Origin of the sequence: Gordonia sp. BP-119 (assembly GCF_016924115.1) — a bacterium.
In the GTDB taxonomy this organism is placed as follows: Bacteria; Actinomycetota; Actinomycetes; order Mycobacteriales; family Mycobacteriaceae; genus Gordonia; species Gordonia hongkongensis.
On record NZ_JAFFZF010000050.1, the window covers coordinates 1 to 22,356 of the forward strand.

General features: G+C 64.7%; 31 protein-coding genes and 1 pseudogene. 11 read left to right on the top strand and 21 right to left on the bottom strand.

Annotated features, from left to right (window positions below; all coding sequences use genetic code 11):
- Nucleotides 1–65: 65 nt before the first annotated feature.
- Complete coding sequence (locus JW364_RS21195; RefSeq protein ID WP_044508856.1) at nucleotides 66–272, bottom strand: hypothetical protein; 207 nt, start codon at nucleotides 270–272, stop codon at nucleotides 66–68.
- A gap of 127 nt (nucleotides 273–399) precedes the next feature.
- Complete coding sequence (locus tag JW364_RS21200; protein WP_374100862.1) at nucleotides 400–1,485, bottom strand: DUF1524 domain-containing protein; 1,086 nt, start codon at nucleotides 1,483–1,485, stop codon at nucleotides 400–402.
- Nucleotides 1,486–1,692: 207 nt separating this feature from the next.
- Between JW364_RS21200 and JW364_RS21205 the strand changes: the two genes are divergently transcribed.
- Entirely contained in the window at nucleotides 1,693–2,070 is a 378-nt protein-coding gene (locus JW364_RS21205) for a PH domain-containing protein (protein ID WP_058253261.1), read from the top strand.
- A 58-nt stretch (nucleotides 2,071–2,128) separates the two neighbouring features.
- On the opposite strand, the gene JW364_RS21210 is transcribed toward JW364_RS21205, so the two are convergent.
- The 5 genes from JW364_RS21210 to JW364_RS21230 form a co-directional block, all read right to left on the bottom strand.
- A complete protein-coding gene (locus tag JW364_RS21210) occupies nucleotides 2,129–2,317 on the bottom strand; it encodes a hypothetical protein (RefSeq protein WP_139114236.1) in 189 nt (62 codons plus the stop codon).
- 234 nt (nucleotides 2,318–2,551) lie between these two features.
- Nucleotides 2,552–3,253: a helicase associated domain-containing protein gene (locus JW364_RS21215; RefSeq protein WP_205334283.1), complete on the bottom strand. Its 702-nt coding sequence runs from the start codon at nucleotides 3,251–3,253 to the stop codon at nucleotides 2,552–2,554.
- 4 nt (nucleotides 3,254–3,257) lie between these two features.
- Nucleotides 3,258–4,016, bottom strand: a complete 759-nt coding sequence (locus JW364_RS21220) for a helicase associated domain-containing protein (protein WP_205334284.1) — start codon at nucleotides 4,014–4,016, stop codon at nucleotides 3,258–3,260.
- Nucleotides 4,001–4,753, bottom strand: a complete 753-nt coding sequence (locus JW364_RS21225) for an RES domain-containing protein (protein ID WP_205334285.1) — start codon at nucleotides 4,751–4,753, stop codon at nucleotides 4,001–4,003. The genes JW364_RS21220 and JW364_RS21225 overlap by 16 nt, the downstream gene beginning before the upstream one ends.
- On the bottom strand, nucleotides 4,750–5,142 hold the full coding sequence (locus JW364_RS21230; RefSeq protein ID WP_040526729.1) for a hypothetical protein: 393 nt from the start codon (nucleotides 5,140–5,142) through the stop codon (nucleotides 4,750–4,752). Before JW364_RS21230 ends, JW364_RS21225 begins: the two co-directional genes overlap by 4 nt.
- 196 nt (nucleotides 5,143–5,338) lie before the next feature.
- Between JW364_RS21230 and JW364_RS24310 the strand changes: the two are divergent.
- Together JW364_RS24310 and JW364_RS24315 are read left to right on the top strand one after the other, a co-directional pair.
- Nucleotides 5,339–5,623, top strand: a pseudogene (locus tag JW364_RS24310) (helicase associated domain-containing protein); the annotation flags it as partial.
- Between the two features lie 77 nt (nucleotides 5,624–5,700).
- The gene (locus JW364_RS24315) at nucleotides 5,701–5,988 is read left to right on the top strand and encodes a helicase associated domain-containing protein (protein ID WP_307814818.1); all 288 of its coding nucleotides are present in this window, start codon (nucleotides 5,701–5,703) and stop codon (nucleotides 5,986–5,988) included.
- A gap of 16 nt (nucleotides 5,989–6,004) precedes the next feature.
- Here the strand turns inward: JW364_RS24315 and JW364_RS21240 are convergent, their stop codons facing one another.
- Nucleotides 6,005–6,757 carry a hypothetical protein gene (locus JW364_RS21240; RefSeq protein ID WP_205334286.1) on the bottom strand — a complete coding sequence of 251 codons (753 nt, stop codon included), beginning with the start codon at nucleotides 6,755–6,757 and terminating at the stop codon, nucleotides 6,005–6,007.
- Between the two features lie 242 nt (nucleotides 6,758–6,999).
- On the opposite strand from JW364_RS21240, the gene JW364_RS21245 reads away from it, so the two are divergent.
- Together JW364_RS21245 and JW364_RS21250 are read left to right on the top strand one after the other, a co-directional pair.
- Nucleotides 7,000–7,530 carry a M15 family metallopeptidase gene (locus tag JW364_RS21245; RefSeq protein ID WP_205334287.1) on the top strand — a complete coding sequence of 177 codons (531 nt, stop codon included), beginning with the start codon at nucleotides 7,000–7,002 and terminating at the stop codon, nucleotides 7,528–7,530.
- 213 nt (nucleotides 7,531–7,743) lie between these two features.
- Nucleotides 7,744–8,013 (top strand): hypothetical protein, encoded by a 270-nt coding sequence (locus tag JW364_RS21250; RefSeq protein WP_205334288.1) that lies wholly within the window; start codon nucleotides 7,744–7,746, stop codon nucleotides 8,011–8,013.
- A 101-nt stretch (nucleotides 8,014–8,114) separates the two neighbouring features.
- Here JW364_RS21250 and JW364_RS21255 read toward each other — a convergent pair whose 3' ends face one another.
- Nucleotides 8,115–9,041, bottom strand: coding sequence for a hypothetical protein (locus JW364_RS21255; protein WP_205334289.1), 927 nt, complete (start codon nucleotides 9,039–9,041; stop codon nucleotides 8,115–8,117).
- A 394-nt stretch (nucleotides 9,042–9,435) separates the two neighbouring features.
- On the opposite strand from JW364_RS21255, the gene JW364_RS21260 reads away from it, so the two are divergent.
- Entirely contained in the window at nucleotides 9,436–9,627 is a 192-nt protein-coding gene (locus JW364_RS21260) for a hypothetical protein (protein ID WP_205334290.1), read from the top strand.
- A gap of 111 nt (nucleotides 9,628–9,738) precedes the next feature.
- On the top strand, nucleotides 9,739–11,088 hold the full coding sequence (locus tag JW364_RS21265; RefSeq protein WP_205334291.1) for a pentapeptide repeat-containing protein: 1,350 nt from the start codon (nucleotides 9,739–9,741) through the stop codon (nucleotides 11,086–11,088).
- A gap of 424 nt (nucleotides 11,089–11,512) precedes the next feature.
- Here JW364_RS21265 and JW364_RS21270 read toward each other — a convergent pair whose 3' ends face one another.
- From JW364_RS21270 to JW364_RS21295, 6 genes are all read right to left on the bottom strand, one after another.
- Nucleotides 11,513–11,995, bottom strand: a complete 483-nt coding sequence (locus tag JW364_RS21270) for a hypothetical protein (protein WP_307814819.1) — start codon at nucleotides 11,993–11,995, stop codon at nucleotides 11,513–11,515.
- Nucleotides 11,996–12,177: 182 nt separating this feature from the next.
- Entirely contained in the window at nucleotides 12,178–12,663 is a 486-nt protein-coding gene (locus JW364_RS21275; protein WP_205334293.1) for a hypothetical protein, read from the bottom strand.
- A gap of 337 nt (nucleotides 12,664–13,000) precedes the next feature.
- A complete protein-coding gene (locus tag JW364_RS21280; protein ID WP_205334294.1) occupies nucleotides 13,001–13,795 on the bottom strand; it encodes a hypothetical protein in 795 nt (264 codons plus the stop codon).
- Nucleotides 13,796–14,691: 896 nt separating this feature from the next.
- Nucleotides 14,692–14,898: a hypothetical protein gene (locus JW364_RS21285; protein ID WP_044508856.1), complete on the bottom strand. Its 207-nt coding sequence runs from the start codon at nucleotides 14,896–14,898 to the stop codon at nucleotides 14,692–14,694.
- A gap of 127 nt (nucleotides 14,899–15,025) precedes the next feature.
- Entirely contained in the window at nucleotides 15,026–15,076 is a 51-nt protein-coding gene (locus tag JW364_RS24690) for an excalibur calcium-binding domain-containing protein (RefSeq protein WP_368072714.1), read from the bottom strand.
- 108 nt (nucleotides 15,077–15,184) lie between these two features.
- Nucleotides 15,185–15,616, bottom strand: a complete 432-nt coding sequence (locus JW364_RS21295; RefSeq protein ID WP_205334295.1) for a MerR family transcriptional regulator — start codon at nucleotides 15,614–15,616, stop codon at nucleotides 15,185–15,187.
- 55 nt (nucleotides 15,617–15,671) lie between these two features.
- On the opposite strand from JW364_RS21295, the gene JW364_RS21300 reads away from it, so the two are divergent.
- Together JW364_RS21300 and JW364_RS21305 are read left to right on the top strand one after the other, a co-directional pair.
- Complete coding sequence (locus JW364_RS21300; RefSeq protein ID WP_205334296.1) at nucleotides 15,672–16,667, top strand: oxidoreductase; 996 nt, start codon at nucleotides 15,672–15,674, stop codon at nucleotides 16,665–16,667.
- Entirely contained in the window at nucleotides 16,667–17,671 is a 1,005-nt protein-coding gene (locus JW364_RS21305) for an IS481 family transposase (protein ID WP_205334297.1), read from the top strand. Before JW364_RS21300 ends, JW364_RS21305 begins: the two co-directional genes overlap by 1 nt.
- 81 nt (nucleotides 17,672–17,752) lie before the next feature.
- On the opposite strand, the gene JW364_RS21310 is transcribed toward JW364_RS21305, so the two are convergent.
- Entirely contained in the window at nucleotides 17,753–18,391 is a 639-nt protein-coding gene (locus JW364_RS21310; protein WP_065629412.1) for a helix-turn-helix domain-containing protein, read from the bottom strand.
- A gap of 65 nt (nucleotides 18,392–18,456) precedes the next feature.
- Here JW364_RS21310 and JW364_RS21315 point away from each other — a divergent pair, with 65 nt between their 5' ends.
- Nucleotides 18,457–18,870 carry a DUF1761 domain-containing protein gene (locus JW364_RS21315; RefSeq protein WP_240199426.1) on the top strand — a complete coding sequence of 138 codons (414 nt, stop codon included), beginning with the start codon at nucleotides 18,457–18,459 and terminating at the stop codon, nucleotides 18,868–18,870.
- A gap of 37 nt (nucleotides 18,871–18,907) precedes the next feature.
- Here JW364_RS21315 and JW364_RS21320 read toward each other — a convergent pair whose 3' ends face one another.
- Both JW364_RS21320 and JW364_RS21325 read right to left on the bottom strand, forming a co-directional pair.
- Nucleotides 18,908–20,164, bottom strand: a complete 1,257-nt coding sequence (locus JW364_RS21320; protein WP_205334298.1) for a hypothetical protein — start codon at nucleotides 20,162–20,164, stop codon at nucleotides 18,908–18,910.
- A gap of 40 nt (nucleotides 20,165–20,204) precedes the next feature.
- Nucleotides 20,205–20,438, bottom strand: coding sequence for a DUF2188 domain-containing protein (locus tag JW364_RS21325; RefSeq protein WP_240199427.1), 234 nt, complete (start codon nucleotides 20,436–20,438; stop codon nucleotides 20,205–20,207).
- On the opposite strand from JW364_RS21325, the gene JW364_RS21330 reads away from it, so the two are divergent.
- Nucleotides 20,437–20,619, top strand: a complete 183-nt coding sequence (locus tag JW364_RS21330) for a hypothetical protein (protein WP_205334300.1) — start codon at nucleotides 20,437–20,439, stop codon at nucleotides 20,617–20,619. The genes JW364_RS21325 and JW364_RS21330 overlap by 2 nt on opposite strands.
- A gap of 30 nt (nucleotides 20,620–20,649) precedes the next feature.
- On the opposite strand, the gene JW364_RS21335 is transcribed toward JW364_RS21330, so the two are convergent.
- The 3 genes from JW364_RS21335 to JW364_RS21345 all read right to left on the bottom strand — a co-directional run bounded on the left by JW364_RS21335 (nucleotide 20,650) and on the right by JW364_RS21345 (nucleotide 22,260).
- Entirely contained in the window at nucleotides 20,650–21,225 is a 576-nt protein-coding gene (locus JW364_RS21335) for a hypothetical protein (RefSeq protein WP_205334301.1), read from the bottom strand.
- 174 nt (nucleotides 21,226–21,399) lie between these two features.
- Entirely contained in the window at nucleotides 21,400–21,858 is a 459-nt protein-coding gene (locus tag JW364_RS21340) for a hypothetical protein (RefSeq protein WP_205334302.1), read from the bottom strand.
- Nucleotides 21,859–21,945: 87 nt separating this feature from the next.
- Nucleotides 21,946–22,260, bottom strand: coding sequence for a hypothetical protein (locus JW364_RS21345; RefSeq protein ID WP_280361930.1), 315 nt, complete (start codon nucleotides 22,258–22,260; stop codon nucleotides 21,946–21,948).
- Nucleotides 22,261–22,356: the final 96 nt, after the last annotated feature.

The window sequence follows — 22,356 nt, forward strand, 5'->3', positions numbered from 1 at the left end:
AGCCCGCCACCGTCGCACGAGTCAACGGCGGCCCCACTCGCGGTATTCCGCGCGGGCTGGCCGGTCTATTCGGCGAGCTTGGCGACCGCCTGAGCCCAGAGGAAGAACTTGTTGGTGCCCAGGTCGCGCACGGTCTTGATGTTGAACGCCGCCTGGAGCTTTTCGGCGTCGCCGTCGCTGACGCCTTGCAGCGCCGCGACCGGCGCATCGGCCAGCTCGGCCAGCGACTTGTCTTCGTATGCCTTGTCGAACTTGTCTGCGATTCCAGCCATGACCACTCCTTGAGAGTTCTCGACGACGGGGTTCGCAACACCCGGGAGGGTGCCGCGCCCGCAGCCTAGACCGCCGTCACGACGTTCCGAAAGGACCGTCGTGACGGCGTGTGGGATGGCGGGGTGTCTATTCGCAGGCGACGCCGTCGCCGTCGCGGTCGAGCTTGCTGCTGTAGCCGGGTTGGCCGGCGTAGATCGGGGCCGCGCCCGCGGCGCGGACTGCCGAGCAGTTGGCGTAGTAGACCGACGAGGGTGCCTCAGCCGCGGGTGGCGGGGTGTAGGTCGTCGTCGGCGGGGTGTAGGTCGGTTCCGGGATCGGTGTCGCCGTCGAGGTCCGGGTGTTGGGGACCTGGCGGGTCGTCGGTGCCGGCACCGCGGCGCCGCAGCTACCGAGGACGCGGGTGATGGCGTCCTTCTCGGCCTGGGTTACCCACAGCTGGTAGGCGGCTTTGACCTCGACCTGACGGGCGACGTAGGTGCAGCGGTAGGAGCGGTTGGGCGTCAGCCAGGTCGCGGCGTCACCGTCGCCCTTCTGCTGGTTGGTGGGGCCGTCGGTGGCTTGCAGGTTGCGCGGATCGTTGGCGAAGTCTGCTCGCTGGGCCGCGGAGAGCTGCTGGGCGCCCTTCTGCCATGCATCCGACAAGGCGACGACGTGGTCGATCTGCACCGCCGACGAGGTCTGGGGGCCACGCACGAACGGGATGGTGGTGCCGGTGTAGGGATCGGCCAGGGTTCCGGACTGCACTGCGCAGCCGTTCGAGCCGGGCTTGAGCATGATGTTGGTGAGGTCGCGGCGCAGGATGTCGTTGCGGGTGTCGCAGCCGTTGCGGCCGCTGTCGACGTTCACGTCATCGGTCCAGGCTTGCCCGAACAGCGCACGGTCATACCCGGTCTTGGGTGCGCGACCCTTCACCTCGAGGGTGTCCAGCGTGGCCAGCGCTTTGTTCGCGGCCGGTGCCGCCGACACCGTGACGACCGGTGTCGCGGTGGGCAGCGACACCTCCGACGACGTCTGGGCGGACGTCGTTGTCGCAGGCAGGGTCGAGGTGTCGGCGACACGCTCGGTGGTCGTGTCGGTCGTCCCGCATGCCCCCAGCGCCAGGGCCAGCACAGCGGTGCAGCTGCCGATCAGAACCCGGGATCGAGTCCTGCGAGGTGAAGGGGCGGCCGGCGGCTCTGACGAGGAGGAGACGGCAGGGGGGATCGGGGGCATAGCCATTGAGCGGGAGAGCCTTTCACACAAGCGGCGATCGGCGCGCACTGGCCGATCGAATGTCAACTACCTATAGCAACCCACTCGGACAGCGTTACGCCCTCCCGGCATTTCGTCACGCTTTTGGTTGGCCCGTCAGGCTCCCGAAGTCCGCTGCGGTGTCACCTATTTGGGGGACATCTCGATCACTTTGCTAGAAGTTGGTCCATGGGAATCATGAACGGGATGATGGGCAACGCTGGTCGTATCGACCCGCGTCAGGGGCAAGCGGAGTTCGCGAAGCTCTTGGGTGAGGGCGAGACGGTCGACGCCGGCTACCGCCTGGTTCGCGACGTGTTCCTCTTCACGAACCGACGGCTCCTTCTCATCGATAAGCAGGGGATCACGGGCAAGAAGGTCGAGTATCACTCGGTCCCGTACCGATCGGTGACGCACTTCTCGGTGGAGACAGCCGGCACGTTCGACCTGGACGCCGAACTGAAGATCTGGCTATCAGGTGCCTCGCATCCGATCGCTCGACAATTCAATCGGCAGGTCGACATCTACGAGCTCCAGGCGATCTTGGCCCGCTACGTCGTCGGGTGAGGCCCCCTTACGACGCACGAAACCGGGCCTGCCGCACCGAAATTGACAGAGGCGAGGGTTAGCCCTGCTCCATCAAGCGGGCAAACTGCTCCCAGGTCAGATCCCGCGTCGGGTTCTTCGCGTCCCGCGCCCACCAGGTCACACCCCCGCGAGACAGCCCGATCTCGCCAAGCTTGACGTTATCGGCATAGACCGACAGCGATGTGTCGCCGTTGCCCACATCGACCGGTCGAGACGGCAATCGCATGTCCACCCTGTGTTGCGGCACTCGTGACCTCCTGACTAGACGACCAGACCCCTCCAACATTCAGGTCTTCGCCCTCGGCGTCGATAGCTGACCGCCGGTCCCGGTATTGGCCAAAAGCTCTGCGACCTGGCCTGGTCGACCTGGGGCGCGCGGCATCTGTGCTGTCGATCGCGCTCGAACTGACACTGGACGGGTTTGAATCCGTTGCCTCGGCTCCGTGGTTCTTCGGTCGAATTAGGAGCGGCCTCGCACAGTCCACCGCCAGTTCGGGAACTCGGTCTCGAGGCGGCGGACCCGGTCGGCCGACAGCCGGCCCAGACGGTAGTCGGCGCGACGGTTGGCGACCCACTGGCCGATCGCGAAGCCGTCGATGACGTCGCGCTGGCGGGGGTTGCTGGTGCCGTGCACTACTCGATACCGGTGCAGGTGCGCGAGGCCGGTCTCGAACGCGGCGGCCGATGCTGCGTCCTGGGGATTCCATTGCCAGTCCTGGAATTCGTTGTCGAGCAGCGCGATTCGGTCAGGGGGTAGTCGGCCTGTGCGGTAGTCGGCGCGGCGGTTCGCTGCCCATTGGCCGATCGGGAAGTCGTCGATGACGTCGTGCTGGCGGGGGTTGCTGGTGCCGTGGGTGGCGGCGTAGCGGCGCAGGTGGTCGATCCCGGCCGCGAAGGCGGCATCGAGCACGTTCCACCGCCAGTCGGGGAACTCGGTTTCGATGCGGCGGATCCGCTCGGGCGATAGCCGGCCGAGCCGGTAGTCGGTGCGTCGGCTGTCGACCCAGGCGCCGATCCGAAATCCGTCGATCGTCGCATCGCGAGGTGGCGAGCTCGATCCATGCGCGGCGACGTAGCGGTGCAGGTGTGCGATCCCGGCGTCGAACCGCCGATCGTCCGCACGTCGGCGGCCAGCGGTCGGGGAGTTGTGCTCGCTGGGCATGGCGTCACCGCCTGCTCTTCGTGGCGGCGGGTCGTACCGTCCATCGCCAGTCCGGGAACTCGGTTTCGATGCGGCGGATCCGCTCGGCCGACAGTCGGCCTTTGCGGTAGTCGGCGCGGCGGGTGGCGACCCAGGTACCGATCGGGAACCCGTCGATCAGATCCCGCTGGGGGACCTGGCTGGTCCCGTGGAGGGCGACGTAGCGGCGCAGGTGGGACAGTCCGGTCTCGAACGCGGCCGCGAAGGCCTCGTCCTGCGGCAGCCACTGCCAGTCCGGGAACTCGGTTTCGATGCGGCGGATCCGCGCCGCCGACAGTCGGCCTTTGCGGTAGTCGGCGCGGCGGGACGCGACCCAGGTGCCGATCTCGAAACCGTCGACCACATCGCCTTCTCCGGCGTTGCTCGTGCCGTGGACGGCGGCGAAACGGTGCAGATGAGTCACGCCGACGTCGAACATCGCGTCACGCACATTCCACACCCAGCGGGGGAACTCGGTTTCGAGGCGGCGGATCCGCTCGGCCGACAGATGGCCCCTCCGGTACTCGGCACGGCGGTTGACGACCCACTGACCGATCGCGAAACCGTCGATCGTCGCGCCGCGGGGAGGTGAGCTGGAACCATGCATGGCGGCGTAGCGGTGCAGGTGGGCGATCCCGGTGTCGAAGAGACGGTCGTAGGCATTACCACGGCTGGTCGAACGAGACTGATGCTCGTTCGGCGTTGCGGCGCCGCCTGTTTCAGGTCGATCTAGGCGGGGGTCCACTCGAGTCCGAGGAGGGTCAGGGCGCGGGCCAGGTGTGGATCCGCGGCGTCGATGGGGCAGTGGTCGACAACGTCGATGTGGGGGCTGATGTCGGGGTCGGCGGCGCGTTCGTAGAGCGCCCACATGTGCAGCTGGTCGCCGTGGCGGGAGTCGAACTCGATCCCGTCGACCGCTGCCTGTCCGTGGTCGGTGAGGGCGTAGATCCAGCGGGAGATGGCCTGGGTGAGACCGCGGGGCCGGCCGTCCCGCAGGGCGGCGGTGTCGAGGTCATCGAGTCCGTAGCGGATGGCGAGCGGTCGAAACACCGTCCGCAGGGTGGCGAGGCTGTCCGGGTCGGCGGGCACCGCGAACCGTCCGGTCAGGGTGGCGTGGCCGAGCATCCGTGCCTCACACCACGATCGCGGGACGCGCCCGGGTGGCAGCGTGGGGTACTCCTGCTCGTCTTCGTCGTCGACGACGATGTCGTCGAGCTCGGCGATCAGTTGCGGGCTGGGTCGGGCGAAGGCGAGGACTTCGAGGTAGCAGGCCAGGGGAGTGTCGGCGCAGTACAGGGTGCGCCACACCCCGTCGGGGTCATCCCACCGGCCGGCGAAGCGGCCGTCGGTGGCGTACTCCCACGGCGTCCACTCCCACGGACTCGGCGCGTACCCGACCCGATAAATGGACGTGACGGTCTGGATGCTGGTGGTGATCGGGCCGTGCAGGGTGCCGATGGTCGACGTGCGGGGTTGGTTCATCCCACCGCGGCGAACTGGCGGGCAGCATTGAGCACCTGGGGGCCGACGTCAGCGAGCTCGCCGTCGCGCAACAGCAACGCCGGCGCCCGGTCGTCGAGGACCGGGTTCAGGCCCTGAAACCACGCTTGTGCGACGGCGGGGGTGTCGCGTTCGGTGATCAGGCGGGCTGCGCGGTAGGCGATCCGGAGCCGTTCAACGTCCTCGGGGTTGGCGATGGTGCGGGTGCCCTCAGCCCACTGCCGCACCGCCCGGGTCTCGCTCACCCGCCCCAGGTAGGCCACGAGCTTCGCGCCGAGCAGATCGCGCAACGCAGCCACGAGCTCGGGCTGCGACATACGGGCCGCTTCGGCGTAGGCGGCCAGATCCGGCCGAGGATGCGCTGCTGTCATGGTGATCACCTCTCGATCCCAGTATAGATCCCATGCTGGGTGACAGCTAGACACCAGACGGAATACCCACCCATAGCCCCTCGATACTCGTGGTGAGACGCCGGGTGGGTGATCGACCGTTCGCAGCGAGGCACACTAGGTGACCGTGACCATCCGATTCGATGAGGGTATCGCCCATCTACATCGGTACGTCGCCATGCACGGCACCAGCAGCCCACGCCAGCGAGACGTCATCGACGGATTCCCGATAGGCCGGTGGGTCAACACACGCCGCACCGACTATCGCCGCGGCGTCTTGCCCGCGGAGCGAATCGCGCAACTCGAGTCTGAGTTCCCGGACTGGCAGTGGAAGACCAACGCCCGGACGACCTTCGCTGCCGGCCTGACCCATCTGCGCCGCTACGTCGCCCTCCACGGCACCAGCAACGCCCGCCGACACGACGTCATCGACGGATTCCCGATCGGTACCTGGGTCGCCAGCCGCCGCGCCGAATACCGGGCCGGACAAATACCACCTGGACACGTCCGTCAGCTCGAAGCCGAGTTCCCCGACTGGCAGTGGACCCTGCGGGCACGTGCACCGTTCCCGTCGGCCTGGACCACCTGCACCGCTACACCGCCGCACACGGCACTAGCTCGCCACCCCGCGATGCAACGATCGCCGGATTCCCGATCGGCGCGTGGGTGGCCAAACGCCGCACCGAGTACAGACGACACCGACTCTCGCCCGACCGGATCACCCAGCTCGAAACCGAGTTCCCCGACTGGCAGTGGAACCTCCGATCCTCGCCCCGGCCGCCCGTGCCTCACAATCACGGCGCAGAGGGCTCTACGACTGCGTACTAGCCGCGCGGCGGATGGTCTAAGGCTCGAAGTACGTCAAGCAGTATCCAGCCGGTGTCGGCTTCGCGGCGAAGTACTCGACCTGTCCCTCTGTGCATTCCGGAGCCGCGGCCACCTTGGTCTCGACCTTGAAGTAGTTCGTACCGCCCGGAACCAGCGTCACCCGCGAACAGTCGACCACGCTCACCTTGGCTAACGGGTTTGGCACATCCGTTGGCGGTTCGGAGTAGCAGAGCCCCTGCTGGTACACCTGGGCGAGGCACAGTACTTCCTCGATGCGTGGGCGGGCGCCGGCGTACGGGCGTTCCTCGTACCAGAATGCGGCGTAGTCGATGCCACAACCGTTTCGGGTCTGCACCCGTTCCGCGACTGTGTAATGAAACCCTCGGTAGCTGCAGTCGACCGTCTCGACCTCGAGCTCCCCGGCGAGTTCGCCTACCGTCAAACAGTCACCGACCTCCACCTCGGTGGTGTTGGCGACGTTGTTCTCGAAGTCACTGGGGTCCTCGAGGGCCACGCTCACCGCGATCATCAAGGCCAGCACCGTCGCGAACCCGAAGAGCCCGGCTAGCAGCCATAGTCCCTTGCGGCTCTTCTTCGGTGGCCGGCCGCCGGGATGCGGCGGGTACACACCTCCCGGATAGGGCGCAGGTGCGCCGTACGGGATTCCCTGTCCCGGAAAACCGGCGTTCTGCGGATGCTGCCCGGGCTGTCCGGGCGGGCCCTGGAACCCGTAGCCGGGATGGCCAGGACCAGGTGATGGCATGGTCACGCGCGTAGCCTAACCCGCCGCACGACGTCGGCCGCCAGGGACTTCACAGGGCGAAAACGGACGTCTTCCCGGACTCTTCGGCTCGCCGGTCGACGGATAGTCGGCGGTCGCAGACCTCCGGGTGGACAGTTCACGGGTACTGTCTGCGATAGGTTCTCTGCTGCTGCAGATCCCTGCTGGTTGCCGTCGGCGCGGGTCTGCTGAGAATCGCAACGTTCACAATCGAATCGAAAGGTTGACTGATGCCGTCCAGTCACTCTTGCTCCACGCTGCCCTCCCGCAGCCTCCGCACCCATCTCCTGGTCGCCGGTTCGGCGCTTGTCGTCGGGTGCGCATCCATTCTCGGCGCCGGCGCTGCCGCCGCCGGGACCTCCCAAAATGGGTACCCGCTCATCACTCAGGCCCAAACCACCCAATGGGCCGTTAACGGGGTCAATTTCTGGACCGCCCCCGGTAAGCCCACCGAACTGCTCCGCGAGTTCGTCACCTGGTTCGATGCCAATGTCGAGCCGATCACTCTGGGCAACGGTGACGACTGGTCATGGGCCGAACCGGCACTCGTCCCGCCGACGAATACGGCCTACTCCAATCACGGCAGCGGTACCGCCGTGGATCTCAACCTCGAAATTCATGGCGGTCAGGGCTTCTCGGGCACCTTCACGCCCGTGCAAGTCGGAAAGATACGCGCCAAGCTAGCCAGCATGGGCGGTCAGATCGTGTGGGGTGGCGAATGGTCCAGCCTCCCTGACGATCCGCACTTCGAAGTCAGATAGCTACTCCAATCCGGACTCGGCTGTGCGGGCGTCGACTCGTCCTCAGACAGGGACTCGGCGCCCGCACGAACGTTGAGCGGTTTCCGGTGACAGGCACCGGCGGTCCCTCGTCTTCGACCAGCCCGTCGCCTGTCCCGAAGCCTGGCCCAGTGAAACCCTGCGTTCAATCAATCACGTTGTGTAGCAATCAAAAATCGTCAGGAGGAGATCAGTATGAACATCACCAACAAGGTGCGCGCCGTCGTAGTCGCCGGGGTCGTCACCGCCGGAATCGGCGCATCCGCGCTCGCCGGCGGTCTCACCGCGGCACCCGCACAGGCGAACACCTACACCTACAGCGGTGTCGTGGAGTGCACCGCGTGGCGCAACACAATCCTCACGCAGAACCCCAACCTCGACGCAACAGCCTGCGCACGGGGCTTCAAAGGCTGGCAGTTCGACACCTACCAGGCCCCGACGAAACAGCCGCAGCTCACCTGGTGACCCCCACGCCCAAATACGTACTGCGCCCCGCAACCGCATCGGTTAGCGGGGCGCAGTCCTACACGGCCGACACTCACGCAGGATTGCAGTGTCCAGGCCATTCACCCCTCGGATTTGGCGATCTGTTCTTTGATGGTCGTCGTAATAGTCGGAAATGCGGGTCGGTCAAGGGCCTCGGGGTGGAACCGTAGAAGGTGGGGTTGTGCACCTCGATCGCTGAATCCATCGACCTTTCCGTCGGCCGAGCGCTGGAAGTCGGAGATGACGTCTAGAACGTCGAGGTAGGCGAGCATGCGATGGCCGGCCTCGAAGGAGTCACGGCTCAAACCGTAGTTCAGCTTCCGCGGACCGGAGGGGAGCGGCTGAGCCTCGTCGCCGTGCTTGTAGTGCAATCGTGCAGCGATGAGCAAAAGCACCAGTTCGCTGTCCTCGAGGACGTGGATCCACCCGTTGGTGAACAGCGACGCCGGCACGGTGAAAAAATCGCTATCAGGCACCCGGTAAAAGCTGTTGTTGCTGTGGGGCCGGGCGTCTTCGCATTTCAGAACGAAGTCTTGGTACTGGCGCCGGCGATCGTGAGAGGTGAGGCTGATCAGATTCTCCTTGTGGAGTCTGACCAGGCTCGATTGGATCTGGCGTACCTTCTTGTCGGACACCTCTGCGAGGTGGCGGCCTTCCGTGAAGTCTTGGGCGTCAGTCGCGATGAAGTTTGTCCACCCAGCGTGACCGTTTGTCGCTTTTAGTGGAAGTTCGTTGGGCGATGCGGCTTGCCCTGGTTTCAAGCGCATCTGCGCTTCGAAAAGCGCGGTCAGGAAGAACGACAACGAACGACCTCGGGGAGACATCAACCGAGTACTCGGTGGCCGCTGGTCACGCCTGGTCGCGTTGCGGTTGGTGGTGTCTGCTGACGAATCCGGGGCGAAAAGACGCACGAAGCCGTGCCGAAGCCGGACATCGCCAGCCGGCGAGACGCGGTCCTCCATCAGCTCCTGAAGCCAGTGCCCCGCGTCCGCGACAGACTGTTCCATCTGGGCGAGTCTGTTCAACCGTGCTTCAAGCACGGCACGCTCCCGCGGGTTAGGTGGCCGCGCGACGCTCAGCTCGAACAGTCTGGCCACGACGACCCCCAATAAGTGATTTACGTCACATTATCTCTTAAACGCAGCGCCTCAAACTCAACGTCTTAACCCTCCTAAAAAGTCGTCTCCGGCGGAACTTGCGGCGTAGTTTCGGCGGGTTAAGCCGTTGCCGGTAGCGTAGCACGGCTCCGTCGCTTTCCGCGTACAACTGTTGTTGTCGCACGTCAGAGGTCAATCGGACATCACTCAGGTGACGGACTCAGACCAAAGACGCGGCCCTCGGGGGCGGAATCCCCGAAGGCCGCAAGTGCGGCATCCCACGAGAGAAATGAGGAACAACGCAATGTCAACCGTACCGTCTTCACGGGCGCCCCAGGATCACGATCAGCCGGCCGAAGGTCTGCCCCTGCGCTGGGTGGTGATCACGCTGATCGTGACCGCAGCCGCAGGGGCTGGGTACCTCGCGGCGGGCACCGTGGCCGCCATCGTCACCGCATGCACGGTGGCAACCGCGCTTCACAAGATCATCGCGTAGTCGATTATCTCGCTGGTCGGCGTGCCAGACGTTCGAAGCACGCCGACCAGCGGCCCAGGCCGGGGTCAGGCCATCGGCCGAGTTGCCCTCCTGATGTGGAACATTTGCTGCATGACTAGAGCAGACGGACGCCGTCCAGCGTCAGAGGTGTCGAAGGGCCCTCTCTGGATCTACTGGGGTGTCTTCGGAGTGCTCGTCGTCCTACTTGTCGTCGCCTACTTCGCGCTGCGATGGGTCCTGGGCAACCTGTCGCCGCAGGATCAGTACGGCGGCGCGCTGACGCCACTTGGCGCGGCCGCGGCAGCGATCGTCGCCGTCCTTGGAGTCGTGCTCACCCTGCAGCACCACCACCGCACGCTCATGGAGGAGAACCAAGCGAACTGGCGTGCGCACACTCGTGAGGTCGAACGCGCTCGATGGGACCGGTTCACAGGTGCAACTGGCCAACTCGGCGACGCGCAGTCTTTCGCGCGTCGACTCGCCGGGGTTTACGCACTGGTCGCCGTGATCGACGAGTGGCTTCAGGACGAGACGAACCCCGACGCTCCCGTGGTGCCAGCGGTTGAGACGCTAACCGCCTACCTCCGGGCAAACACCCACCGCGCGCCGGTAAGTACCGCCAGCGGACATGACTTGAAGGGCATCGGTTACGACGACTACGTACGAGACGCGATCATCGAACGACTCCGTGAGAAGTTCCTCGTGCCAGCCCGGTGTCCAGAAGAACCGGGATACATCGGACTCAAAACCCAACCCGCCCAACGATGGAACGGCAAATCCCCGACCTTGAGTCTCGGCGACGCGGACCTCACGAACGTGCTGTGGGCCGGGATGGATCTAACGCACGCAAAACTCGACTATTGCGATCTGTGCAACGCCGACCTGCGCCGAGCTGACCTACGTGGTGCTGGCTTAAAGCGCGCCTACCTGCTACGCGCACACCTTCAGGGAGCTGAAATGGGTGCCCCGACAGCGGTAGGCGGAAAGCCAGGACAGCCACGATTGAGTACTGGCGGGGGAGCCCGGGCGCAGAGCGCCTGCCTATCCGGCGCGGACCTCTCAGATGCTCATCTGCAGTACGCGTGCTTGAGGGACGCCGACTTCACGAACTACAACCCGGGCGCCCTCCCGACCGAGACCCAGGAGCACATTAAGGCGACAGGGCATGAACTGTTAGGAAAGGCAGCCGCCGTTACGAAACTCAACGGTGCAGATTTCACGGGAGCTGACTTGCGTGGAGCAGTGTTCAACTTCGATCCCGACGACGCGAAGACTTCGTTGGCTGAGCTGAAGCTCACCCTCACGGGTGCATACGTCAAAGGCATCGTGATCCAAACCCCCACGCACCGGATTCCTCTAGTGCGATCGGAAGATCATCTGTCGAAGACCTTCTTCGGGAATCTGCTACCAGTGGTGAAATGGGACAGTCCCGACGACGCCTGCTCCGCATGCGATGGATGAGGTTTGCTCCGTACCGATCAGATAAGCCTTGCCATCGACCGCTTCGGCATCGGATGCAGCACTCTGCTGGGAAACACGTGATCAGCGTTTGGTGCGGTTGCGAATAGCCAGGATCGCCAGGGCAAGCAAGATCGGTCCGAGGACGCGAACGGTGATGTCGACGACGGCGCCGAACCCAACGAGGGAGACCCCGATGGTCCCGGCCGGCCGAAAGAGTGCGATGGTCTGTCTGTGCAAGAACGTCGCACACGCCCTTGACGAAATCCGGGGGGAAGGGTGCAATCTTCGGGGGCGTTTGTGTGGGCACAGTGGTCGACATCGAGTGGCCTGTTCTCAGGGGCGATCGACCGAGGTCTAGCGCCTAGCGTTTATGTGTTACCGCGGCCTTATCATCTCGGGCGTGGGACGGACTCAGGGAGTTAGGCTACTCGTTCTCCATCACCGGTTCAGGTTGCTGACCGTGGCGTCGACGCCACAAATTGCCCATGTCGTCGGCGAACTGGAGATCGACCCGAACTTCGGCCGCTCCAGGGGCGCTGTACATCACCTCAGCTGACTGATCACGCGCGATCACGTCCGGGTATTTGTCCACCATCTGCTGCTGCGCGTTCTGAAGAAGCGAGGCGAGGCCAGGTGCACCCATAAGGTAATCCGAGAACATCCCTCCGTAGGAACCGAGGTTTGCTGGGGCCTCGAACATCCCCGGCGGGTACATCGAGGTGGCGCGGGAACCGATGGCATCTAGTGTTCCGCTCATCCCGCCCGCCATGATCTCGCGGAGGAGCTCCTGTAGTGAGATCTTCCCCTTCGCCGGGTGACACGCATCCTCCAGCCGGTTGCCGTCCCCATCAACGGCATAGACATCGACTTCGAGGTCCGTGATCGGACCCGAACTCGCATTGTTCACCGTAACGGTCCACAAACCCTGACCGATGGGCACAGGCTTGGCCGACGCCGTTACTGCGCGGATTCGGCCACCACTGTTGCCCGTCTCTGTCGCGCCGACCGAGTAATACGTGTTGTTGTCCCGCCCAGCGATGACATTGCGCTGGTTCGAGGTGAAGTTGTGCGCGGAAGCAGACGAACCGTCTACCGCTCCCGCGCCTGGGTAGGGTGGGGCGGCTCCTGCGGGGCACGCGCCGAGACTTTGCCGATCCGCAGATCGCCACCAGCCGCGACGTCTTCGGCGACAACTCCACTCCCGCCGTCGACAGCCACGTCTACGACCTCGATATCGCCCCCAACCGACGCCCGGCGGATCACCACGCCGACGGTGGCAGGCAATTCAGGAGCTTGCTCGTCAACGGCTGCCAGGACCGCCTGCGCAAGACCGAGCAGCTCGACGTCATTGCTAGCACCTGCCTGATCCAGCTTCTTCGCGAGCAGTGCGCGGCGGAGCTCTTCCTCTGGTTCCTGTTCCAGCCCCTCTACCTCCGCGGTCACGGAGCTGTACCGGTTCGTGATCCAGCCCTTCACGGCCGAGTAGGCGTCACCGATTGCCTGTTTCGCTGTTTCACGCGCACCGTCAGACGCGCCGAGTGCGATCGCCGCGACTATCAGGGTTACGGGTTCCATCGACCACCTCCAGGAGGGTCCCTGCACCGTGCCAGACCTCCCCCAAATCTAGCGGCCGGTACTGCTCAGCGAGATTCCGCGCTTCGGTGTCCGCAATTCCCACCTGTCGGATTCTAGGCGCAGGCACCGACGTCGCCCGCCGGGCCACCAAGACGGTCGACCCAGGTAGGGGAGCGGGTCACACCGTTCGGCGCACGTCGTCGAGGTAGCGGCGAGCTTCGCCGAGTTAGAACACAGCATCCCTGAACTTCGCCCAAATCAGAGGAGCGTCAGGCGTCGGCCAGGTGTGGATCTGATCCACGGTCTGTCCAGCGCTCGTTCGCCTGGCCCCACAAGATCAGCGCTTGGTGCGGTTGCGGACAGCCAAGATCGCAAGCGCGAGCAAGACCGGTCCGAGGATGCGGACGGCGATGTCGATGAGGTGGCCCCAGCTTGCAAGGGTGACTCCCGACAGTCCAGCGGGCCGAAACGGGACGACGGCTTCCTGTGCGGCGAACAACCAGGACCGCATCTGCGACAACCCATCCGCCGTCGATGCGGAGGACGTGATGACCCCGGTGTCGAGGTCCACGGACGTAGGAGTCTTGGTCACCGTCTTGACCGCCCACGCGTCATTGGTGAAACACCAGCCCGCGACCGCAATCACCACAACAAGAGTGGCCAGGGCCCGCCACGCGCGTAGCCCGTATCCGGCAATCAGCCAGTACAGGGTGAGTAGCCACCGTTCCACCGAGAGCGGTGACGCGGCGAGGCGCCGCATTGTCATCTCGCCGTAGTAGAAGTCGGCGGCGCCTGGCTCATCTCTGCTGTCCTCGAGCGCTTTGCGGAGGGATCGGTAGGTGGCGGCCACGTTGCGATACGTCAGTGGTGCGGTAGGCGTGGCCGCGGGTTTGCTGATGACGTCTGTCGTCTCGCCAACCCCGACGGTGTCGCTGGCCGTGGGGCGCAACTGACGAACGGCGTGTTCGTCGTGCAGGACGCGTCGGCTCGTCCGCCACCACTTCCGTCCGCGAGCGGGCCAGGCCCGCCTCATGTCCTTGTCTCCGCGATGGTTGGAGAGGATGTCATCGCCGGCGATGACAAGTTTGTCGGGGCCGTCGGCGCCGGTGAAGGTGCAGGCCCGCAAGTCCATCCCGGACAGTGTCGTGCCGGCAATATGCGTGCGGCGCAGCGAAGTCACTGAGGCCGTTGGCCTGTGATTGAGGGCAGTGCTGAGGTCAGCATCGAGGAACAGCGAGGCGTACATGAGACTACGAGAGAGGCGCTGTTCCGGATCGAGGGCTGATATGTCGAAAGGCGGTATGAACACCCACCTACCGGTGCCAGACTCCTGCAGCTGCTGTTCTTGAACTTCTATCCCGCTGGTCTCGTTAACAGTGGTTGGTACTTGGACTGGTGCGGCGTCGATGAGTGAGCCTTCGGCGAAGTCGGCATCTTCGAGATTATGTGTCGCCAGCCGGATGTGTGGACCTGATCAACGTCGAAGACACCTGGCTGGTCGCTGAAATCGATGCTGTCTTCGCGCAGGTCGGCGATCCGCAGCAGGTGCTACCTACCCTTACGTGCGGGATTGGCACCACTCGGCGCCGGCCACCTCGTTCCGGCCGGTCCGCCGCTCGTATCGCGCACCTGCGGCCGCGACACCGAGCGGTTAGGCGAGGTGGGCGGCAGCGTGGGCCGCCCACCTCCATCTGTTGGTGAAACCGCGTGACCCCCGCTCGGTCTTTACGGGCTGAGCGGGCGTCACAGCGTGGCCGCGTCACGGCCGCCCAGGAACCCGCCGATAATCCTGGTCGAAACTACAGTTCCACAAGGGGGGCACTGTCTCTCGAATTGCAACAACGACGGAGCCGCCGACCCTTGGGGTCGGCGGCTCCAGCGTGTTGAGGGACGGTGCCGGTCAGTGCGCCTCTCGGCGAGTGGCCGCACGCAGCGACGGAAAGGGGTGAGGCCCGGGGCAATGAGACCGCCACCGTCGCACGAGTCAACGGCGGCCCCACTCGCGGTATTCCGCGCGGGCTGGCCGGTCTATTCGGCGAGCTTGGCGACCGCCTGAGCCCAGAGGAAGAACTTGTTGGTGCCCAGGTCGCGCACGGTCTTGATGTTGAACGCCGCCTGGAGCTTTTCGGCGTCGCCGTCGCTGACGCCTTGCAGCGCCGCGACCGGCGCATCGGCCAGCTCGGCCAGCGACTTGTCTTCGTATGCCTTGTCGAACTTGTCTGCGATTCCAGCCATGACCACTCCTTGAGAGTTCTCGACGACGGGGTTCGCAACACCCGGGAGGGTGCCGCGCCCGCAGCTTAGACCGCCGTCACGACGTTCCGAAAGGACCGTCGTGACGGCGTGTGGGCTGGCGGGGTGTCTATTCGCAGGCGACGCCGTCGCCGTCGCGGTCGATCCGCTCCTGCGGCACGGACTGCGGAGCAGTTGGCGTTACGAAATCCGGCAATTCGGCTTCCGCTCCAGCAGACGTGTCAGACAGCTAGATGTTGCTGGCCAGGAGGTTGTTGACGGCTGATATCTAGTCGGGAGCTGTGTTACTGGTGGGGTCCCACAGCCCGATTGCGTTGCCATCCTGAACATGCTGACGGTAAATGCTTGTCTTCCACTCGATGATCTCTTTGGCCTCTTCAAGGGCGCGTATCTGCTGGTTGACGCGGTCTCGATGGTCATCGAGCAGCGCCAACCGCTCGGACTCGTTTCCTGGTCCTTGTCGCACCAATGCGGCGAATCGTTGCAGTTCAGCCAAGGGCATTCCGGATTCGCGGAGCTTGGTGCAGATCTGAAGCCAGTCGACATCCACTTGCGTGTAGCGGCGGCGACCGCCTGCTGTGCGATCAATCGGTCCGACGAGTAGCCCCTCACGTTCGTAGAACCGCAACGCATGAACACTCATCCCGACCGCGACAGCGACGTCGCCGATCGAGAACGTTGTCGATGCTTCTGTGACCACAATCCGCCTCCGCCTGGCTTGACCTAGAGTCGACTCTAGGTCATAGCGTCACTGCATGACACTTGCAGAACAACACCCCCTCGGCTCCGGATTCACGGCCGCGTCGACGGCGACCGATGTGCTCGTCAACCAAGACCTATCAGGACAGACCGCTGTGGTCACGGGCGGATACTCAGGTCTTGGACTCGAAACCACCCGGGCCCTGGTTTCTGCTGGTGCTCGGGTCATCGTGCCGGCGCGCAACGCACCGGTCGCACGCGAATCCTTGGCGGGGCTCGACGGTGTCACCGTCATCGAGGGAGTGGATCTTGCCGACCTCGGCAGCCTCGCTGGCTCGGCGGAGAGGATCAGCCTCGCGACCGAGCGAATCGACATGCTCATCGCCTCCGCGGGCGTGATGGCAACTCCGCCCCGTACGGTTGGGCCGGGGTGGGATTACCAGTTCGCCGTCAACCACCTTGGGCACTTCGCGCTCACCGCGCGGCTATTCCCGTTGTTGGCGCGCGCCGGCGCGCGCGTTGTCGTCTACTCATCGGCTGGACATCACGCATCAGACATCCGGTGGGATGACCTTCACTTCTTGACGGGTTACGACAGGTGGGCGGCATACGGGCAGTCGAAGACCGCGAACGTGCTCTTCGCGCTCTGGCTTGATCATCTCGGCACCGACCACGGTGTCCGAGCGTTTGCGCTACATCCCGGAAAGATCATGACCGGCTTGCAGCGACAACTCTCAGTTGCCGAGCAGGTCGAACTCGGGTGGATCGATCTCGATGGCAACGTCGTTGGTGCCGACTTCAAGACGCCGAGCCAGGGCGCCGCCACGGGCCTGTGGGCCGCTACATCCCTCCTCCTTGAGGGACGCGGCGGGCTCTATCTCGAAGACTGCGACATCGCCTCGGTAGCGGAGGAGGGTGGCTCGATGGACGAGGGCGGCGTTCAGCCCTATGCACTCGACATCACGAGCGCTGAACGGCTCTGGCGGCTAACGTCTGCGATGACCGCAACGAAGCTCCCTTGGCCGAAGAGTGCCATCGCATCTGCACGCTGATGAGATCGCATAAGAATGCTCCGCTCACTCCCGAGGGGCGGGCGCGGCTTGTTGAGCGCTGCCGCAGTCGGCCGATCGCACACGTGGCTGCCGAGATGGGGATCTCGCGTGCGACCGCGTCGAAGTGGGTGAACCGCCACAGGCAGTTCGGCGAGATCGGGCTGCTTGACCGCTCGTCTGCCCCGGCCCGGCAGCCGACCGCAATGCCCGGTGAAACGGTGGCGCGGATCGAGTCGATGCGCCGTGAGACCAAATGGTCGGCATCTCGCATCGCCTTCGAACTCCACGCCACCGGTGTCGCGGTCAGCCGGCGCACGATCACCCGCTATCTTGCCCAGCTCGGGCTCAACCGGCGCCGATTCATCGACCCGAACGGCGAGACGAACCGGGAGGTCAAGACGATCACAGCCAAACACCCCGGGCACATGGTCCACCTGGACGTGAAGAAGGTCGGGCGCATCCCCAACGGCGGCGGCTGGCGGGTGCACGGCAAAGACAGCCCGGCTGCCCGGGCCGCAGCGCGCGCCAAGACCCGCGGGGCGCGGGCCGGATACACGTACCTGCACTCCGCGATCGATGGGCACACGCGTCTCGCATACACGGAATCGCTTGAGAACGAGCAGGCCACCACCGCCGTCGCGTTCTTGAACCGCGCCCGAGACTGGTTCGCTCAGCACGGAATCGTGAAGATCGAGCGGATCATCACCGACAACGGCGCTTGTTACCGCTCTGCCGCCTTCGCCGGCGCCCTGAACAATGCCGAGCACCGGCGCACAAAACCGTACTCACCAAAGCACAACGGGAAGGTCGAGCGCTACAACCGGATTCTTGCCGAGGAGTTCCTCTACGCGAGGACCTGGACCTCAGAGGAACAACGCGCACAGGCGCTCGAGACCTGGAACGTGCACTACAACTATCACCGGCCTCACGGTGTGCACGAAGGCAAGCCACCCGCGTCCGCAACACCATCACGCGTCAGCAACGTCTTGGCCTCATACAGCTAGATGTTGCTGGCCATGAGGTTGTTGACGGCGTCGCACCGACTACGGATGATCCCTCCGATCCGCTGCCTTGGAGGTGGCGTCTTAGGCGAACGCTTGCCGAAGGGGGGCCGCGTCTCCGCGGAGTTCTCCTGCATAGAGCGCTTGGTCGATGGTGAGAGCGCCGGCGACGAAGCCGACAACGGTATCGGCCTCGGCCGCTAGGACGGTGTTCGGTCGATTCTTGTCACCGATCCGCGCGCTCGGACCACCCTCGTCGATGCGGAGAACGATGAGCAGACCCTCGACCTCAAAGCCGATCTCGACGGGCGGCGCTGCCGTCCTCCCGTGGAGAATGGCGGGCAGGGCGAGCGTCAGCCACCGGGGCCGGAACTCGTCATCACCGCGCCCGGCGGCCAGCAGAGGCACGCCCCACCGGCCCAGGGCCTCCATCGGCTCCTTGAGCTCCGTGCCCCATCGTGTCAGTCCGTAGACGACGCCTGTGTCTCCCAGCGCTCGCTCCACAACGCCGGTCTCCTCCATCGTCCGCAACCGCTCGGCGAGGAGGTTGCTCGCCACGCCCGGCAGGGATGCTTTGAGCTCGCCGTATCGCAGGGGTCCGGGCAGCAGCTCGCGCACGATCAGGAGGTTCCAGCGGTCTCCGACGACGTCGAGCGCGCGCGCCAGCCCGCAGAACTGACCGTAGGATCGACGTGATGATGCACGATTGACATTTTCAACCATGCTTGATGGTATCAATGTGCCGTCGTCGTTGCCAGGGCAGTCCGTGCTCCGGCCGTCAAGGAGGTATGAGCATGGAGATCAGCTGGATTGGTGTGCTCCTCGCGTTCGTCGCGGGGATGGTCGTCGCGATGGCCTGGTACTCAAGGGGAGCCATCGCGGACGCCTGGGAAGGACTCACGGGCATCACACCGGAGAAGAACAGACCCGTCCGAACACGGAACCTCGTCCTGCTCGCCGTGTCCAACGCGGCGACCACTTTCGGACTGGCGTTCGCCGTCGGGCTCACGTCGGCGGCCACCGGCAACGACTCCGTGTGGCTGGCGGTGGTGGTTGGGTTCGTCGCCTGGCTGACGCTGTCCGCATCGACTCTTATCCAGCATAACTCGTTCGAGCAGAAGCCTCTGAAGCTGACGATCATCAACACCGGCTATCAGCTCGCGCTATTCCTGGCGATCACGCTTGTGCTGGGTCTGTTCTAGGCAGGTCGATCCATGACGGGACCATCACGTCCTTGCGCTAGGCGGCAGAGTATGACCTGGCGGCAAGACGTGTCCGCAGGCGATCGATGTCCTCCTGCGGTAAAGCTGCCCAGGTGAGTCGTATCGCGACCGTCAGAAAGCCCTCGACTGCATGGTGGTACTGCGCAACGAGGACCTTCTCGGTGTCGTCGCCAGTGTCGGCGTGTTTGAGCTTCTGAAGTCCGCGGCGGGCTGTGACGATAGCGATAGCGACGGCCTCATGAAGTGCGGTGTGGCCGTCAGGCTTGAGGTCGGCCGCGCCGTGAACGAAACACAGAGCCTGCCCCTTCTTGGTGGGTCTTTGCTTCCCCGACTGGGGATCGGTATACCACTCGTTCTCGAGGCCGGTCTGATCGAGCCACCGCAGCACCTCGTCGTCCTCGAACGCCGATCGCAGCAGCCAGTCGATCAGCTCGACCAGGGAATTGGCGGCCTGCGACACGCCATCGTCGGACACTTCCAAAGCCGTTCGGGCTCCGCGAAGCTTGCGTACGAGCCGTGTGTTGAGTTCGGCCAGCTGGGCCTGCAAAGGGCCTGATATCAGAGGGCGAACCTGCTCGATGATCTCGTCGAGATCGGCCGGTTCGCCGGCTGATCCGAACGCGCTAAGGAGTGACCAGTCAAAGTCGGATGCAACGAGATCCTCCAAGAAACTGTCCAGTTGCACCACGAAGCGAAGTGCCGAGGCGACTAGGCCGCCGGGAAGATCCCGAAGCGCAGCCATCTGGTCGGGACCGAGGACCTGGACGAGGTCGTCAAAAGCGGCCGCGTACGGGCGGATCATCCTGACGAGGCCGCGTAAACCGTGGGCGACGACAGTGCCGTCCTCCCGGAGCGCCACACCGATCCGGGCATAGCTCTTCGGGCCGACTAGCCGTTCGGCGAACCGTTTCCAGTGGCCGTCTCGAGTGAGTCTTTTCGCCCAGCGCGGTAGACCTTCCGCGGAGAGCTGTTCCAGCTTCGCCGGCATGTCATCAATCTGGTCCGCGAGGACTGACGGCATAGCCCCATCAAGAGGGGCAAAGAACGCGCGCACAGTATCAAGACGTTCGTCCAGAGGCCGCGAGTCCTCGGCAGTAAGTACGAAGGTTGTGCGTACTACTGCATCGACGAGATCAAGCACCCAATCGTCAATGCCAAGCAGGGCGCGTTTTCGCGGCGGAAGTTCCCTTAACTCCGAGGCGATCCGGGACTGGGGCACGAACTGCGAGGTCTGTTCGCCGACGCCTGCGTCTCCACTCGTCATGCTCACCATGCCTCGTCCTGTTGCCGCCGCCTGTGCGTGCGAGCGCTGACTAGCCGCGCGACGATCGAGGATCGTTACCGGGCGCTACGGTGTCCTGCGCCCGGATCTGACCGTTGACGCCTCGCACTTGTAGCTCACCTCCACCGTCGTTCTTCAGGATCTGTCGAGCCCTATCGATGCCAGCATCCTGCGTCGGTGTCACCGCGCTGGCGCGGTCAGAACCCGGTCGTTTGACTTCCCAGTTGCCGTCGTCGCGCTTTTGCACGATCCGCTTGTTGGTCATGGCCATTCCCTCCCTGTGGGTATTGCCATTATCTCGAATCTGCTGTTCATTTCCTTCAAGACACGCCGATCTTGGGGTCACAATCGGTGTCGGCTACTACATGTGGGGCCTGAACATCACGACCAACCCCTACGGCACCACCATCGCGCTGTACTGGCGACGCATCGGCCCCGGCGCATGACAGCCTCTGCCTGCCGATGCGCTCCGCGGCTCACACGCGGTCTTTCCACCGCTCGTTCGCTGATTGGCGGGTCATGCCGGCGGCGGCGCCGATGTCGGCCCACGAGCGGCCCAGCCGGCGGGCCTTGGCCACCGCGGCGTCGAGCCGCGCGTCGGCATCCCTGCGGGCATCCGCCGCCGCCCGAATCTCGCCGTCGACGTCGATCGGGTCGAGATGCTCGCGCTGCCACACCGCGCGGGCGGCCTCCGCAACCTCAGGCCGCTCGTCGGCGTGGACGTCGCTGTCGGGGGCAAACACCCGGTGGCGGGCGAGGTCCTCGAGGGACGCTGAGGGCACCCGCGCCCACTGCACCGGATCGGTCCAGCTCGACAACTCGGAGCTGTAGGGGTCGGAGCTCTCCCAACGACGGCAGTCGCAGCGCAACAACCAGCCGACAATCTCGGCCGACGGCCGACGACGATCACCGTCCGGCCGCCCGCCGATCTCGACGACCTCGTAGTCGACGCCGTCGACCATGGTCGACCCGTGACTCACAGACCCGTCCTCGAAGAACGGCACCAACGCCGCCTCGTGCAAGTGCGTATCGCTTTCGCGTACCCAGCCCATGTCGGTAGGGTAGACCTTCAATGTCTGGATCTCCAGACATTAGACTTTCCCCGTGACAGGTTTACCTGACATAATATCTATTATCGGCATTCGAAAACAGCTGGGGGAGAACACCTATCATGGTTATGTGACATAAGGTAATTCCAGCTTTCACGCGCCGTCGGTGGCGGCGGATCAGGTTTGGGTGGCGCTGATGTAGAGCGTTCGGGGGTCGCGTGCTGGGTCCCATGTCGCCGTGAGGTAGTTGGTGGACTGCCACCGTTGGGATTTCACGAGCGTGGGGCTGGGTGCCGGTCCATGCCGGGTGCTGCTTCTCACGCTGAGGTCCTCCGGAGCGATCGGTGTCGGCGGGGGGAACTTCGATCGGTCAAGGATTTGGGCCAGCCGATCAGCGGACGGTGTGACGATGACCAGGTATGCGCTGGAGTCGGGGAACGCGCTGAACACCTCGCCGTAGACGACGTCGTCGCCGTCGACGAGGACGAGCCCGATCCCCTCAGCTAGACCCTTGGCGTCATCGGCCGACTCGTAGGTGTGCGGGGTCATCCCCCTGTCGATCCACTCGAACAGCGCCCACCTCAGCCCGGCCAGGCCCGCGGCAGCACCAATGACGACGATCAGTACTGCTGCCACGCCTTTCCACCAGCCGAAGTGGCCGACAGGTGGGTCGTGACGAGACTGTCGATCGGTCGTTTCATCCATCCCGGGGCTCCTGAACGGTTAGCGGGCGAGGTTCCAGATTAAGCGCCCATCCTGGGTGGCGGGCTGCCAACCCAGGAAAGTAGTGCGTTGGGTCAGGGCGTCGATGAGTTCGTCGAGCAACGTGGTGAGGTCGTCCCAGGTGGGTGTCTCGTCGTCGTTGTCGACTTTGTCGAACTCGCGGATGAGCCCGCGGCGATTGCTGGTACGCAGGTCGACGACGAGCATGGTGGCGTCGCGTTCGGCGATGGGCAGGTACTCCGGGATGAACGTGTAGGCGGTGGCGGAATAGCTACCGGGCTGTGGTTGCCAGGCCTCCAGTGAGCGGGTTCGCACGCGCGCGGCGGCACTCGCGCCTTCCAGCGTTCTTACGCTTCGCCGCAGGTGAATTCGGCGTCGCGCAGGAAGCCCGGGGTGATTGCGAGACTCGTG

What these genes read in the sequence shown, in the direction of transcription:
- JW364_RS21195 (WP_044508856.1), bottom strand. Translation starts at nt 272, where the DNA reads ATGGCTGGAATCGCAGACAAGTTCGACAAGGCATACGAAGACAAGTCG.
- JW364_RS21200 (WP_374100862.1), bottom strand. Translation starts at nt 1,485, where the DNA reads ATGCCCCCGATCCCCCCTGCCGTCTCCTCCTCGTCAGAGCCGCCGGCC.
- JW364_RS21205 (WP_058253261.1), top strand. Translation starts at nt 1,693, where the DNA reads ATGGGAATCATGAACGGGATGATGGGCAACGCTGGTCGTATCGACCCG.
- JW364_RS21210 (WP_139114236.1), bottom strand. Translation starts at nt 2,317, where the DNA reads ATGCGATTGCCGTCTCGACCGGTCGATGTGGGCAACGGCGACACATCG.
- JW364_RS21215 (WP_205334283.1), bottom strand. Translation starts at nt 3,253, where the DNA reads ATGCCCAGCGAGCACAACTCCCCGACCGCTGGCCGCCGACGTGCGGAC.
- JW364_RS21225 (WP_205334285.1), bottom strand. Translation starts at nt 4,753, where the DNA reads ATGAACCAACCCCGCACGTCGACCATCGGCACCCTGCACGGCCCGATC.
- JW364_RS21230 (WP_040526729.1), bottom strand. Translation starts at nt 5,142, where the DNA reads ATGACAGCAGCGCATCCTCGGCCGGATCTGGCCGCCTACGCCGAAGCG.
- JW364_RS21245 (WP_205334287.1), top strand. Translation starts at nt 7,000, where the DNA reads ATGCCGTCCAGTCACTCTTGCTCCACGCTGCCCTCCCGCAGCCTCCGC.
- JW364_RS21250 (WP_205334288.1), top strand. Translation starts at nt 7,744, where the DNA reads ATGAACATCACCAACAAGGTGCGCGCCGTCGTAGTCGCCGGGGTCGTC.
- JW364_RS21255 (WP_205334289.1), bottom strand. Translation starts at nt 9,041, where the DNA reads ATGGAACAGTCTGTCGCGGACGCGGGGCACTGGCTTCAGGAGCTGATG.
- JW364_RS21260 (WP_205334290.1), top strand. Translation starts at nt 9,436, where the DNA reads ATGTCAACCGTACCGTCTTCACGGGCGCCCCAGGATCACGATCAGCCG.
- JW364_RS21265 (WP_205334291.1), top strand. Translation starts at nt 9,739, where the DNA reads ATGACTAGAGCAGACGGACGCCGTCCAGCGTCAGAGGTGTCGAAGGGC.
- JW364_RS21275 (WP_205334293.1), bottom strand. Translation starts at nt 12,663, where the DNA reads ATGGAACCCGTAACCCTGATAGTCGCGGCGATCGCACTCGGCGCGTCT.
- JW364_RS21280 (WP_205334294.1), bottom strand. Translation starts at nt 13,795, where the DNA reads ATGGACTTGCGGGCCTGCACCTTCACCGGCGCCGACGGCCCCGACAAA.
- JW364_RS21285 (WP_044508856.1), bottom strand. Translation starts at nt 14,898, where the DNA reads ATGGCTGGAATCGCAGACAAGTTCGACAAGGCATACGAAGACAAGTCG.
- JW364_RS21300 (WP_205334296.1), top strand. Translation starts at nt 15,672, where the DNA reads ATGACACTTGCAGAACAACACCCCCTCGGCTCCGGATTCACGGCCGCG.
- JW364_RS21305 (WP_205334297.1), top strand. Translation starts at nt 16,667, where the DNA reads ATGAGATCGCATAAGAATGCTCCGCTCACTCCCGAGGGGCGGGCGCGG.
- JW364_RS21310 (WP_065629412.1), bottom strand. Translation starts at nt 18,391, where the DNA reads ATGGTTGAAAATGTCAATCGTGCATCATCACGTCGATCCTACGGTCAG.
- JW364_RS21315 (WP_240199426.1), top strand. Translation starts at nt 18,457, where the DNA reads ATGAGCATGGAGATCAGCTGGATTGGTGTGCTCCTCGCGTTCGTCGCG.
- JW364_RS21320 (WP_205334298.1), bottom strand. Translation starts at nt 20,164, where the DNA reads ATGGTGAGCATGACGAGTGGAGACGCAGGCGTCGGCGAACAGACCTCG.
- JW364_RS21330 (WP_205334300.1), top strand. Translation starts at nt 20,437, where the DNA reads ATGGCCATTCCCTCCCTGTGGGTATTGCCATTATCTCGAATCTGCTGT.
- JW364_RS21325 (WP_240199427.1), bottom strand. Translation starts at nt 20,438, where the DNA reads ATGACCAACAAGCGGATCGTGCAAAAGCGCGACGACGGCAACTGGGAA.
- JW364_RS21335 (WP_205334301.1), bottom strand. Translation starts at nt 21,225, where the DNA reads ATGGGCTGGGTACGCGAAAGCGATACGCACTTGCACGAGGCGGCGTTG.